This window comes from Bradyrhizobium sp. PRIMUS42 (assembly GCF_023006515.1).
Taxonomy (GTDB): domain Bacteria; phylum Pseudomonadota; class Alphaproteobacteria; order Rhizobiales; family Xanthobacteraceae; genus Bradyrhizobium.
On sequence record NZ_JALBGZ010000085.1, the window covers coordinates 1 to 13,900 of the forward strand.

Sequence of the window (13,900 nt, forward strand, 5' to 3'; positions counted from 1 at the left end):
GATCGGCTGGGCCGCGGGATCGGTGCCTTCGACGATGTCGCTGCGGACGCGTTCGCCGTGACTACGGCGGCGTGAGTTGCGATGGCGCGAACGGCGGCGGCCGTGAGAGCGGTTCTCGCTCTCCTCCTCGGCCTCGCGATGGGCCTGTTCCTCGGCCTCGATCAGCGCCTGCCGGTCCGCGACCGGAATCTGGTAGTAATCGGGATGGATTTCGCTGAAGGCGAGGAAGCCGTGGCGGTTGCCGCCATATTCGACGAAGGCGGCCTGGAGCGAGGGTTCGACCCTTGTGACCTTGGCGAGGTAGATATTCCCGCGCAGTTGCTTGCGTTGCGCGGTCTCGAAATCAAACTCTTCGACGCGATTGCCGCGGACCACGACGACCCGGGTCTCTTCCGGGTGGGTGGCATCGATCAACATCTTGTTGGGCATGTCTTAACTCTTGGCGGCGGCGGGCGCGATTCACCGTGGGCGCGTATCGCGCCGCCGGGTGACGCGACGGTCCACCTGATTCGGGGGTGAGGGGAAGGCCGAAACGCCGTCTCTCGCGCCTTGCCGAACCGGAAGCTTCAGGATCAAGGCGGCGTGCGGGATTTTCACTCCGCAGCGTCGCGAATGGTCCTTCAGAATTCGTCGGCACAGTCTGGCGCATCAAGCGTCGGCCCGTATGAAACATTGGGCGGCGAGGCCGCCCTTCAATCAGTTGCTGCTGGCCAGGCATGGCGCGAGCGCGCTCGCCTTGGGGATCACGAACCGCTCCCTTGGGATCAAGGGACCGGGTAATGGGTTACGTCGCTGTCAGAACTGTCCCGGTCACGCGAGTGGTAACCTAGGACCGTCCGCCGCCGACGCTTGACCCGTTCCATCTCGCTGCCGCGCACCGCGCTGGTCTTAGAGGGGAACGGAAAACGCTGGAATTCTCAAACCTTGAGAGTTCCGGCGATGCACCGGGAGGCTGAATGCGACACAACCGGAAATATCGGCCGTCAGCATTCCGTACATACGAGGAATGAGCCATACGTGCAAGGGAGCGTCGCACGGCGGTCACAGTCAGCGAGTTTCGTGTTTCCGTCATTAAGGATCGATTAACCCTGTGGTTCTATTGCGTTAAAAGGGCTGCTCGGAGGCACGGAATCGGTGGCGAGCCGCACAAATCGACGGATTCTGCTGGGATGCGCGCTACTGTGCGCTGCAGCATTGCCATGTGCTGATTCCTCGCGCCTGAGGGCGGCGGAAAGCCAGCCGCAACCCGCTGTTGCGGTAGCGAATTTCCCGGTTGCCTCGGCCGCCCGGCTGGCCGGCGACGGCAAGCAGACTCGCTTCATTCTCGACATCGACCAGGCCATAACCTTCCGTGCCGTCACGCTGGCCGACCCGTACCGGGTGGTCGTTGACGTGCCGCAGGTCAATTTTCAGCTGCCAGCGGGCACAGGGGCCGCCGGGGGGCGTGGACTGGTCAAGGCGTTCCGCTACGGGCTCGTCATGCCCGGCGGCTCGCGAATCGTGTTCGACCTGACGGGACCGGCCAGGATCGCGAAGTCCTACGTGGTGGAGGCGGCCAACGGCCAGCCGGCCCGGCTTGTGCTGGAGCTGGAAGAGGTCGACCGTGCCGCCTTCGCGCAGTCGCTCGCGTCGGAAAATCGTCCCGAGCTGCGGCCCACCATCGCCGAGGCGAAGCCTGCGCCGGCTCCCGCGACGACAGCCCCGGAAACGGCGCAGCAGAAGGCCGACGGCCGCCCGGTGGTCGTGATCGATCCCGGCCATGGCGGCATCGACAATGGCACGCAGTCGAGCGGCGAGAGCGAGAAGAACCTGGTGCTGGCCTTTGGGCTGGCGCTGCGCGACAAGCTGGAGAAGGCCGGTAAATACCGTGTGGTCATGACGCGGGATGACGACACCTTCATTCCGCTCAATGACCGGACCAAGATCGCCCGCAATCTCAAGGCCGCCTTGTTCGTCTCGATTCATGCCGACGCGCTGCCTCGTGCCGAGGGCGATGCGCAGGGCGCGACCATCTATACGCTGTCCGACAAAGCGTCCGACGCCGAGGCCCAGCGGCTGGCGGATGCGGAAAACCGAGCAGATGCGATCGCCGGCTTCAACCTGGCGGAGGAGCCGACCGACGTCGCCGACATCCTGATCGACCTCACGCAGCGAGAAACCCGCACCTTTTCAAACCGTTTCGCTCGCCTTTTGATGGGTGAAATGAAGTCGACGGTGCGGATGCACAAGCATCCCCTGAAGTCGGCCGGTTTCCGGGTCCTGAAGGCGCCCGACGTGCCCTCGGTGCTGGTCGAGATCGGTTATGTCTCCAACAAGGGTGACCTCGAGCATCTGGTCTCCGAGGGCTGGCGGTCCCGCGCTGTGGGCTCGATGGCGCAGGCCATCGACGGGTTTTTGACCAAGCGGTTGGCCACGGCGGGATCGTCAAATTGACGACCCGGGACCCGGGGATCGTCAAATTGACGACCTCGGGATCGCCCATTGGGCGACCCTGGGGGTCTTCAAACTGAAAGGGTTTTTCCGTCCCTTCGCAATAGCCCTAGTTTGGCCACAGCGGGCGCTTTATAAAAATGCCGCAGGGGGTTCCGGAATCGGCGAGAACCCCGTTCGGCAAGCGTCTTAAGTCCGGCACTGATGGTATTGCGTAAGCCGGTGAATTCGCGACGTGAAGTTGGCGCCTGTTTGGGGCGCCAAGGGGCTGATACTGGGCTGATCCAGAGTTTGAACGGATAAACACATAATGCGCTTGCTGGTGCGGTTCATGGGCTTCCTGTTCGCCGCGGGAACGGTGATGTTCCTTGTCGGTGTCGGGGCCGTGGCAGGCCTGATCTGGCATTTCTCCAAGGACTTGCCGGACTACTCTCAGCTTCAGGATTACGAGCCACCGGTGATGACCCGCGTGCACGCGGTCGACGGTTCGCTGCTCGGCGAATACGCCAAGGAGCGGCGGCTGTATCTGCCGATCCAGGCCGTGCCCAAGCTAGTGATCAACGCGTTCCTGGCGGCCGAGGACAAGAATTTCTACGAGCATGGCGGCATCGACTACACCGGCATGGCGCGCGCCGGCGTTGTCTACATCCAGAACTACGGCTCCAACCGCCGTCCGCAGGGCGCTTCCACGATCACCCAGCAGGTCGCGAAGAACTTCCTGCTGACCAACGAGGTCTCCTTCGCCCGCAAGATCAAGGAAGCCTTGCTGGCGATGCGGATCGAGAAGACCTACTCGAAGGACAAGATCCTCGAGCTGTATCTGAACGAAATCTATCTCGGCCTCGGCGCCTACGGCATCGCAGCCGCTTCGCTGGTCTATTTCGACAAGTCGGTGAACGAGCTGACGGTTGCGGAAGCGTCCTACCTGGCCGCGCTGCCGAAGATGCCGGCGACGCTGCATCCGGTTCGCAACCGCGACCGCGCCATCGAGCGCCGCAATTACGTGATCGATCGTCTCGTCGAGAACGGCTGGATCAAGCAGGCCGACGCCGACAAGTCGCGCAAGGAGCCGCTGGCCGTCACCAACCGCTCCAACGGCGCCCACACCTTCGCCGGCGAATATTTTGCCGAAGAAGTCCGTCGCGACATCTTCGAGCGCTATGGCGAGAAGAAGCTCTACGAGGGCGGTCTCTCCGTCCGCACCACGCTCGATCCGAAGATCCAGGTGATGGCGCGCAAGGCCATGGTCTCGGGCCTCGTGAACTATGACGAGCAGCAGGGCTATCGCGGCGCCATGAGCAAGCTCGATATTTCGGGCGATTGGGGCGTCAAGCTCGCCGAGATCAAATCACTCTCCGACATCTCGCCGTGGCGCATGGCGGTGGTGCTGGAGACCAGCGACCAGTCGGCGCGCATCGGCTTCCAGCCCAGCCGCGAACTTGGCGGCGCCATCAGCAAGCAGCGCGAGACCGGCCTCGTCACACTCGATGGCGTGCGCTGGGCGCGGGCGGCCCAGGGCAATGCCAGGGGCAAGACGCCAACGTCCGTGGCGCAGGTGCTAGCGCCCGGTGACGTGATCTATGCCGATCCGCTCTACAGCAAGGAGGGACAGCCGGTCGAAGGCCAGTATCGGCTGCGCCAGATCCCCGAAGTGTCCGGCGCCATGGTAGCGATGGATCCCTGGACCGGCCGGGTGCTCGCGATGGTCGGCGGCTTCTCGTTCGACCAAAGCCAGTTCAACCGCGCGACGCAGGCCTACCGGCAGCCGGGGTCGTCGTTCAAGCCGATCGTATATTCGGCTGCGCTCGACAACGGCTATACGCCCTCGACCGTCGTGCTCGACGCACCCATCGAAATCGATCAGGGGCAGGGCGCAGGCGTGTGGCGGCCGGAGAACTTCTCCTCGGGTAAGTTCCAGGGACCGGTGACGCTGCGCAACGCGCTGCGGCAGTCCCTCAACACGGTGACGGTGCGCCTCGCGCAGGACATCGGCATGCCCTTGATCGGCGAATATGCCCGCCGCTTCGGCGTCTATGACGAACTGCCGAACTATCTCTCCTACGCGCTGGGCGCCGGCGAGACGACGGCGATGCGAATGGTGACGGCCTATTCGATGCTCGCCAATGGCGGTCGCCGGGTGAAGCCGACGCTGATCGACCGTATTCAGGACCGCTACGGCCACACCATCTTCAAGCACGACCAGCGCGAATGCCGCGGCTGCGACGCGCCGGGCGGCTGGAAGAGCCAGCCTGAGCCGCAGCTGATCGACCGCCGCGAGCAGGTGCTGGACTCCATGACCGCCTATCAGATCACCGAACTGATGGAAGGCGTGGTGCAGGCCGGTACGGCCACCGTCATCAAGGAAGTCGGCAAGCCCGTCGCCGGCAAGACCGGTACCACCAACGAGGCCAAGGACGCCTGGTTCGTCGGCTTCTCGCCCGACGTCGCCGTCGCCATCTATATGGGCTACGACAAGCCGCGGCCGCTGGGGAAGGGCAATGCCGCAACCGGCGGCCATCTGGCGGCTCCCATCGCGCGCGATTTCCTCAAGCTCGCGCTTGCCGACAAGCCCGCGGTTCCGTTCAAGGTGCCTGCCGGCATCAAGCTCGTGCGCGTCGTCTCCAAGACCGGTATGCGCGCAGGTCCCGGTGAGACCGGCGGGACCATCCTTGAAGCCTTCAAGCCGGGCACGGCGCCGCCGGACAATTATTCGGTCATCGGCGTTGCCGACGCCGACGGGCGGATGCCGGCCTCGCAGCAGCAGCAGCCGGATTCCGGCTTCTTCATGCGGCCCGGCACCGGCGGACTGTACTGAGGCCGGATAACGCCGACCGCTGAGGTCCCAGGCGGTTGCGCTTTGGCGCTGCCGCCGTTACATCCCGTTGCAATCGAACGCGGACCAATTCCGCGAGATCAGAGAACCACATGCGCGCCGAAATCGAACGGTTGGTAGAAGAGATCAAGCAGTCAGTCGGGCTGCTGAGGAGGCATCTTTGACGTCGAGAAATCGACGGCGCGCCTCGCTGAGCTGAACAAGCTCGCAGAAGATCCCAACCTCTGGAACGATCCCCAGAAGGCCCAGAAGCTGATGCAGGAGCGGACCTCGCTGGAGGATTCGCTTGGCGGCATCGGCAAGGTCGAGCAGGAGCTCGAAGACGATATCGGCATGATCGAGCTCGGCGAAGCCGAGGGCGATGAGGGCGTCGTCAAGGAAGCTGAAGCTGCACTGAAGAACCTCAAGAAGGAAGTCGCGCGGCGCGAGCTCGAAGCGCTGCTGTCGGGCGAGGCCGACCGTTTCGATTCCTATCTCGAAGTCCACGCCGGCGCCGGGGGCACCGAGAGCCAGGACTGGGCGCAGATGCTGCTGCGCATGTACACGCGCTGGGCCGAGACGCACGGCTTCAAGGTCGAGTTCCTGGAAGAGTCCGAAGGTGAAGAGGCCGGCATCAAGTCGGCGACCATCCAGGTCTCGGGCCACAACGCCTATGGCTGGCTGAAGACCGAAGCTGGCGTGCACCGCCTCGTCCGCATCTCGCCGTTCGATTCCAACGCACGGCGGCACACCTCGTTCTCGAGCGTGCAGGTGTTTCCCGTCATCGACGACAGCATCAAGATCGACATCAAGGAATCCGACGTCCGCGTCGATACCATGCGCTCGGGCGGTGCCGGCGGCCAGCACGTCAACAAGACCGAATCCGCGGTGCGGCTGACGCATATTCCGACTGGTGTCGCGGTGGTCTGCCAGGCCGGCCGCTCCCAGCACAAGAACCGGGCCCAGGCCTGGGACATGCTGCGCGCGCGCCTCTACGAGATCGAGCTGAAGAAGCGCGAGGAGAAGGCCGCTGCCGACCAGGCTGCCAAGACCGATATCGGTTGGGGCCACCAGATCCGATCCTATGTGCTCCAGCCCTACCAGATGGTGAAAGACCTGCGCACGGGCGTGCAGACCTCCGACACGTCGGGCGTTCTCAACGGCGAGCTCGACGACTTCATGGCCGCGACCTTGGCGCAACGCGCCTTCGGGACCACGGGTGCCGACATTGAGGACGTGGACTGATCATGCCCCGCATCGCCTTCATCGGGCTTGGACGGATGGGCCACGGTATGGCCGGCCGCTATCTCGATGCCGGCTTCACGGTGACGCTGTGGAATCGCAGCAAGGCCAAGGCTGACGACCTGATCGCGCGCGGCGCGCACTGGGCGACCTCGCCTGAGGATGCCGCGATCGATGCCGACGCCGTCGTGACCATGGTGGCGGACGACGAAGCCTCCCGCGCAGTCTGGCTCGGGCCGAAGGGCGCAGCCAAGACCGCGAAATCAGGCACCATCGCGATCGAATGCTCGACCGTCTCTTATGACCACGCCCGCGAGATGGGCCGCGAGCTCAACGCGCGCGGGCTGATCTACATCGACTGTCCCGTAACCGGATTGCCAGACGCGGCCGCGGCCGGGAAGTTGACGCTCTTGGCCGGCGCCGACGCGGCCGATCTCGAGCGCGCGCGGCCTTATCTCGAACCAATCGGCTCGACCATCCGCCATTTCGGCGCCGTCGGCACCGGCACGGTCTACAAGCTGATCAACAACCTCATGGGCGCGATCCAGATCGCCGGGCTCGCCGAGGGCCTCGCGATCGCCGAGCAGGCCGGGCTCGACATGAATCTTGTGCTGGAATCGATCCAGGCGGGCGTGGCCGCAAGCCCCCAGGTGCAGCGTCACTCCAAGCGCATGGTCGCCCGCGATTTTTCCGGCGCGACCTTCACGGCAGCGCTGCGGCACAAGGATGCAGCCTATGCGGTGAAGCTCGCGGAGAGCCTGCTGGCGGACAAGCCGCTGGTCTCGCGTGCCGCGGTCGAGTCTTACGCGCAGGCGAAGGCTGCGATGCCGGATGATGATGAAGGCAGGATGATCGAGCTGGTGTCGCGGCCGAAGAAGCGGTCCTAAAGCGCGATGCGATTAGGATGAATCGTCACCGCGCTTTAGGTTGTTGTTTAAGCATGATCTTTTCGGAAAACCGCTGCGCACTTTTCCGGATCATGCTTTAGGGCGTGTGCTCATAAACTTCAGCTTAGCAAGGCAAAGCGAAAGTCTCCGACCTTGAAGGTATTCGGCGGCTTGTGGCCCATCCCTGACCTTAGCTCTGAGTGCAGCTAGGTCTGCTTCCTGAAGGCGACCCGAACAGGGCGATGCGAGCGGAGCAAGGCAGCCATTGACCCCAAGGCCGTCCTTCGCCCTTGAAAGGCGCTTGGAAGTATCTAGGTGACATCCATATACCATCCAGAGGGATGGTAAGAATGGATGTTAGCTATGGCCGATAATGTGCGCGAGCTGCGACCCAAGGCCCCCGACACCGAGAAGATCACGATCAACCTTGGCTATGTCGACCTCGGTCACGTCGATCTTATGGTGCAGGAAGGGTTCTATTCGAACCGGACCGATTTCATCCGGACAGCAATCCGGAACCAGCTCGAGCGCCACGTAGAGGTCGTCAGACGATCCACGGCCCGGAAGAAACTGGACCTCGGGCTGCGCAACTACACTCGCGAGGATCTCGAAGCGGCGCGGCGCGCCGGCGAGATGCTGCAGATCAATGTTTTGGGCTTAGCCACCATCGCCCAGGACGTCACTCCCGAGTTGGCTCGCGCCACAATCGCGTCGGTCTCGGTGCTGGGGGCCCTTCACGCCACTCCCGCGGTCAAGGCCGCTCTCGCCGACAGAACGAGGTGAACGATGCTGAATCAAGACATAGTCCGCGAAGCAACCCGTCTCACCCGTGCTGGCCAACTGGTCGAGGCCACCGCGCTGCTGCAGCGCATGCTCCAGGGCGGTAGCGCTCCAAGACCGGAGTCTCGCGGCGCCTCTCAGGCTCGGCACCCGCGGCTCGATCCGCTTACCATCGACGCCACGGCCGAAATTGTCGAGGAACGGGAAGCTCCGCAGATTGCGCCGACCCGCTCTGCTCAGGGACGCAGACGCTCCTTACTGCTCGACGGCATGGGGGATTTTTCCGGGCTCGGCCTGCGAAGTCCGATCACGCGCGCTCCTCTGTCCCCATCGGACATCATGCCCGAGGGCACACGGTTTATCGCCGGTACTTTCAGTAACGCCGCGGGAAGCCGGATATACAAGCTGTTCATCCCAAGCCGCTGTCAGCGACAACGGCTTCCCCTGATCGTCATGCTTCATGGCTGCACCCAGTCGCCGGACGATTTCGCGGCCGGCACCCGGATGAACTTCCTGGCGGAAGAGCAGAATTGCTTCGTGGTCTATCCTGAGCAGCCGAGCGGAGCCAATCATTCGAAGTGCTGGAACTGGTTTCGCACGGGCGACCAGCGCCGCGGCGGGGGCGAGCCCTCGATGATCGCCGGAATTACCCGCCAGATCATGCGCGACCATGCGATCGATCCAAAGCGCGTATACGTCGCGGGTCTGTCGGCCGGCGGGGCCGCCGCCGCCATCATGGGCGCAACGTATAGCGACCTGTATGCGGCGGTCGGCATTCATTCGGGCCTCGCGTGCGGAGCCGCGAGCGATCTTCCCTCCGCGTTCGTCGCCATGCGGCAGGGAGGCGGCTCCAAGGCAATTGCGGATGGCAAAACCTCTGTGCCGACCATCGTTTTCCATGGCGATTGCGACACTACGGTGCATCCAAAGAATGGCGATCAGATTATCGAGCAGTCCGCCAGGGCGACGCGGCCGACGACGAAGGTACTTCGCGGACGCGTACCTGGCGGCCATGCCTATACTCGCACCGTCCTGATCGACGGGGCCGGTCGGGCGATTTCCGAACACTGGAACATCGATGGCGCCGGACACGCGTGGTCAGGAGGCAGCCCCGCCGGGTCCTACACTGATCCGCAAGGGCCGGATGCGACGAGGGAAATGCTGCGCTTCTTCCTCGAGCATTCGCTCGGTGGGTAGTCTGGCTTGTTCTCAGACTGACGCCGTTGAGCATGGGCCAGGAAGATCGCCAGTTAGACGTTTGTTGGTTGGACTTGCTACCTAAAATCATCGTCGACATCGCAGAACGTGCAATTGGTCTCAGTTCATGCGGGACTCCAACAAAGCACGGGGCTTGGAACGCCACGTCACAAAGCCTGTTGTCCTTTCAGAAATGACCGTTGTGGTCGCCCCCCATTTTCATGGAGCGTCAGATGAGCAAACGCAAACCGGCGACAGCGCCAAAGCGCGCCCGCAATCCGAAAATGGCCGCGCGGGCCCAACGGAACAAGCAGGCCGTTGTTAGAAGCCAAAAAGAGGATTTACTTCACTCTGCTGCGGCAGTCTCGATCGAACCGCCTCCTGAGCTTCATGATGATCCTAAACACGAGGTTTCTATCATTGAGCCTCGGGCCGATGCCTTAGTAGATGACCTCAGTCAGAGAATGACGGATAGCGATCCAACGAAAGGCTTTGCTTTAGCGACGGCAAACATGCAGGCGTATCAAGCGAAGCTTCTTGAGATAGCCGGGGCCAACGCGCAATTTGCTTTCGAATTCGCCCTGAGACTTGCGACGATCAGGTCACCAACTGAATTTTTCGGCGTCATTACGGAGTTTACAAGCAGACGGGTCGATATGTTCGCGCAGCATTCGAACGAACTGGCGGCATATCCGTTCTGGCGCATCAAGCCGCCCCGAGAGCTCACGGCTCTGCCGGGACGATAACTGCAAGCCGTACCCGCTGCGGCAAAGGATGGACGCAAACGCGGATCACGCACGCGCCGATCACGGTTCTTTCGGCTGGGGAGAGCGGCTCACAACGAGGGAGCGAAATCAGCAGCCCTTAGCGGGTTAGATGCCACCAATCCGAGGGACCCGCGATCAGGAATGACTTGTCGTTCTGATCCTCGGCAAACATCGCGTTTCAGGTGACAGCGGAGCGAACGAATCCGCCTATCGGCGTCTTTACCGATTGCGACGGTGTGCGCCTTCACTGTATCGAACGGGGCGATGCCGCCGCGCCTTGCGTGGTCCTGGGAACGGCACCATGATTCAGGATCTCGTCCTAAGCGGTTTGGTCGACCACCTGGCCCACAATTATCGCGTCGTTTGCTTCGACCGGCCAGGGTTTGGCTACAGCGACCGTCCGCGCACGCGCATCTGGACGCCCATCGCGAAGGCTTTTGATCAACTTGGAGTGCGCAATCCCGTGGTGGTCGGCCACTCCCAGCTCAAGCGCCTCGCCATGTCCGCTATTGAAAACTGAACGGACAAGGCGCAGCCTCCGCGCGGGCTGATCGGGTTCATGAGTTAAACGTCCTGGCCGGTCACCATCGCGTGGGACAAATTCGATCGCCCTATTCATTGCCGGCATCGGTTTCGTAAACCGGCATTTCATCGGAAATCGGGTGGCACTGTTCGCCCCGTCGCCCTAGGTCCGCGGGCTCGACCACGGATGTGAGAGCCCATGCCATCGAGTGACAACCGGATCGACGCGCGCGACTGGTCGCTGCTCGCGGTGCTCTCGATCCTCTGGGGCGGCTCGTTCTTCTTCAACGGCGCCGCTTTGCGGGAATTGCCGCCGCTGACGCTGGTGTTTCTGCGCGTGGCACTTGGCGCGGCCATTCTCGTGCCACTCCTGCGCGTGCGGGGGCTCGGCTTCCCCAAGAGCATCTCAGGTTGGACGCCATTCGTTGTGATCGGGCTGCTCAACAATGTCATCCCGTTCTCGCTGATCGTGATCGGCCAGACGTTCATTCCGAGCGGGCTGGCCTCGATCCTGAACGCGACCACGCCGCTGTTCACGGTTCTCGTGATGGCGGCGGCGGGCGAGGAGGCTTTGCAGGTACGCCGCGTGGCCGGTGTGGCGCTGGGCCTTGCGGGCGTGATCATCCTGCGCGGATGGGGCATCGAGACCAGGACCGGGCAGGGGCTCGGCATCCTGCTCTGCCTGGGCGGCGCATTGAGCTATGGCGTTGCGGCACTGGCGGCCCGGCGATTGCTGAAGGACTCGGCCCCGCTCGGCACGGCAACGTTTCAGCTGATGGCGTCCACAGTGATGATGGCGCTCGTTGCGAGTGCTGTGGAGCAGCCTTGGGGTCTGCCGATGCCGAGCCTCACAACCTGGCTTGCGGTGCTTGGCCTCGCCGGCCTCTCGACGGCGCTCGCCTACATCGTCTTCTTTCAGATACTGCGGCGCTCGGGTGCGAGCAACGTCGTGCTGGTGACGCTGCTCATTCCCGTCACCGCCATTCTGCTGGGATGGCTGCTGCTGGGCGAGCCGATCTCGATGCGGGAGATTGCGGGCGCCATCGTCATCGGCAGCGCCTTGCTCGTGATTGACGGGCGCGCAGTGAGCCTGCTGCGACGCGGCACGTAGGTTCGTTTCATTTTGCGGAAAATCGAAGCGCTTGCCAGCGGCAAGCCGCCTTGCGACACTCTCCGCAAAACCAAGACTATTTAGAAAAACATAGGGGAGAGAACGATGCCAAGTCGTCGCGAAAACCTTGCTGCCCTCGCCATGTTTGCTGCCGGCGTGCTCGTCATGGCACCGGCATTGGCGCAGAAGAAATACGACCCCGGCGCCAGCGACACCGAGATCAAGATCGGCAACATCATGCCCTATAGCGGGCCGGCGTCGTCCTATGGTGTGATTGGCAAGACCGAGGCCGCCTATTTCAGGATGATCAACGACCAGGGCGGCATCAACGGACGCAAGATCAACTTCATCAGCTATGACGACGCCTATTCGCCGCCGAAGGCGATCGAGCAGGCGCGCAAGCTGGTCGAGAGCGACGAAGTGCTGCTGATCTTCCAGCCGCTCGGCACGCCCTCGAATTCCGCGATCATGAAATACATGAACGCCAAGAAGGTGCCGCAACTCTTCGTCGCGTCCGGCGGCACCAAGTTCGGTGACCCCAAGAATTTCCCGTGGACCATGGGCTTCCAACCCAACTACCAGAGCGAGGGGAGAATCTACGCAAAGTACATCCGTGATCATTTCCCCAACAGCAAGATCGCGGTGTTCTGGCAGAACGACGACGCCGGCAAGGACCAGTTCAAGGGTCTGAAGGACGGGCTCGGCGACAAGGCCGGCATGATCATCGCGGACAAATCCTACGAGGTCAGCGATCCCTCGATCGACTCGCAGATCGTTGCACTTCACGATTCCGGCGCCGACATCTTCTTCTCATGGGCCGCGCCGAAAGGATCGGCGCAGGCGATCCGGAAGGTCGGCGAGCTCGGCTGGAAGCCGAAATTCTTCCTGGCCAACACCGCGACCTCGGTCGCCTCGGTGCTCAAGCCCGCCGGCCTCGACTATTCCAAGGACATCATCTCGACGGTCTATCTGAAAGACCCGACCGATCCGACCTGGGACAAGGATCCCGCCGTGGTGAATTGGCGCGCGTTCATGGACAAGTATTACCCTGATGGCGACAAGGCCAATTCCAACAACGTCTATGGCTATGTCCAGGCCGAAGCGATGGCGCAGGTGTTGAAACAGTGCGGCGACAATCTCACCCGTGAGAACGTCATGAAGCAAGCGGCAAACCTGAAGGATTTTCACACTGACCTGATGCTACCCGGCATCATGGTCAACACCTCGCCGGACGATTATTTCCCGATCGAGCAGATGCAGCTGATGCGTTTCAACGGGCAAGCCTGGGAGCTGTTCGGCGACGTCATCACCGGGGAGGTCGGGCACGAGCGCAGCCAGTAGCTCGCCAGCTTTGAGCCGGCGCTAGCCCGCGCTGAGGCGCACACCGGCGCGCAAGAACTTCTGCGGATCGACGGCTTCGCCCTCGATGCGGGTCTCGTAGTGCAGATGCGGGCCGGTGGAGCGGCCGGTCGACCCCACCAGACCGACGACCTGGCCGATCTTCACGATCTCGCCGACCTTGACGTTGATCTCGGAGAGATGGCCGTAGCGGGTCGAAAGCCCATTGCCGTGGTCGACCTCGACCATGCGGCCGTAACCGCCGGACCAGCCGGCGGAAACGACCTTGCCATAGGCGGTGACGCGAACCGGATCGCCGCTGGCGGCGCGGAAGTCGAGCCCGGTATGCATCGCGGGCCGTCCGAGGAACGGATCGCTCCGGACGCCAAAGCCGGAGGTGAACTCGACCTCGCCGATCACGGGCTTGCGATAGGGCACCAGCGCCAGTGTGCGGTTGAGACGATCCATCTCGGCACGCGTGATGTTGATGCGGTTGAGCTGTTTCTCGAACGGTCCGGCATTGGCCGTCAGTTTGACGGGCACGAACGGCCCGCCCATCGCCGTGCGCGGCACGGCGGCTTCGAGATTGGCGAGATTGAGGCCGAGATCGCTGACGACGCCGCGCATCCGGCGCATGCGTGAATCCATGCCTTCCTCGACGGCGCTGAGCGCCGCCATCTGGCGACGCTCGACCTGATCGAGCGAGGTCGTGAGCCGGACCAGGACATTGTCGAAGCCCTGGTTCTTGGCGAACTGGTTGGTCGGCGCTGCCGCGACGGCCGGCGCGCGCGATTCGAGCCGCGCCTCACGGTCC

11 protein-coding genes and 1 pseudogene are annotated in these 13,900 nt (G+C 63.0%); 10 read left to right on the top strand and 2 right to left on the bottom strand.

What is annotated here, in order from left to right:
- Positions 1–429: pseudogene (locus tag MOV75_RS10110) on the bottom strand (S1 RNA-binding domain-containing protein); the annotation flags it as partial.
- Positions 430–1,134: 705 nt separating this feature from the next.
- Here MOV75_RS10110 and MOV75_RS10115 point away from each other — a divergent pair.
- From MOV75_RS10115 to MOV75_RS10160, 10 genes are all read left to right on the top strand, one after another.
- Positions 1,135–2,433, top strand: coding sequence for an N-acetylmuramoyl-L-alanine amidase (locus MOV75_RS10115; RefSeq protein ID WP_246921653.1), 1,299 nt, complete (start codon positions 1,135–1,137; stop codon positions 2,431–2,433).
- A 307-nt stretch (positions 2,434–2,740) separates the two neighbouring features.
- Positions 2,741–5,245: a penicillin-binding protein 1A gene (locus MOV75_RS10120; protein ID WP_246921657.1), complete on the top strand. Its 2,505-nt coding sequence runs from the start codon at positions 2,741–2,743 to the stop codon at positions 5,243–5,245.
- Between the two features lie 110 nt (positions 5,246–5,355).
- Positions 5,356–6,487, top strand: a protein-coding gene (gene prfB, locus MOV75_RS10125; protein WP_246921661.1) for a peptide chain release factor 2 whose coding sequence is annotated in 2 segments (ribosomal slippage) — positions 5,356–5,424 and positions 5,426–6,487 — 1,131 coding nt in all. Because the reading frame shifts where the segments join, the coding sequence is not laid out codon by codon here.
- Between the two features lie 2 nt (positions 6,488–6,489).
- A complete protein-coding gene (locus MOV75_RS10130; RefSeq protein WP_246921664.1) occupies positions 6,490–7,371 on the top strand; it encodes an NAD(P)-dependent oxidoreductase in 882 nt (293 codons plus the stop codon).
- 363 nt (positions 7,372–7,734) lie between these two features.
- Positions 7,735–8,154 (top strand): CopG family transcriptional regulator, encoded by a 420-nt coding sequence (locus MOV75_RS10135; RefSeq protein ID WP_246921666.1) that lies wholly within the window; start codon positions 7,735–7,737, stop codon positions 8,152–8,154.
- Between the two features lie 3 nt (positions 8,155–8,157).
- Positions 8,158–9,348, top strand: a complete 1,191-nt coding sequence (locus tag MOV75_RS10140) for a PHB depolymerase family esterase (protein ID WP_246921668.1) — start codon at positions 8,158–8,160, stop codon at positions 9,346–9,348.
- Between the two features lie 233 nt (positions 9,349–9,581).
- Positions 9,582–10,094 (top strand): phasin family protein, encoded by a 513-nt coding sequence (locus MOV75_RS10145; RefSeq protein WP_246921670.1) that lies wholly within the window; start codon positions 9,582–9,584, stop codon positions 10,092–10,094.
- 322 nt (positions 10,095–10,416) lie between these two features.
- Entirely contained in the window at positions 10,417–10,635 is a 219-nt protein-coding gene (locus MOV75_RS10150; protein WP_246921672.1) for an alpha/beta fold hydrolase, read from the top strand.
- 201 nt (positions 10,636–10,836) lie between these two features.
- Complete coding sequence (locus MOV75_RS10155; RefSeq protein WP_246921674.1) at positions 10,837–11,748, top strand: DMT family transporter; 912 nt, start codon at positions 10,837–10,839, stop codon at positions 11,746–11,748.
- Between the two features lie 105 nt (positions 11,749–11,853).
- Entirely contained in the window at positions 11,854–13,089 is a 1,236-nt protein-coding gene (locus MOV75_RS10160) for an ABC transporter substrate-binding protein (RefSeq protein ID WP_246921676.1), read from the top strand.
- Between the two features lie 21 nt (positions 13,090–13,110).
- On the opposite strand, the gene MOV75_RS10165 is transcribed toward MOV75_RS10160, so the two are convergent.
- Positions 13,111–13,900 (bottom strand): M23 family metallopeptidase (locus MOV75_RS10165; protein WP_247005574.1); only part of this gene is annotated, 790 nt, incomplete at its 5' end.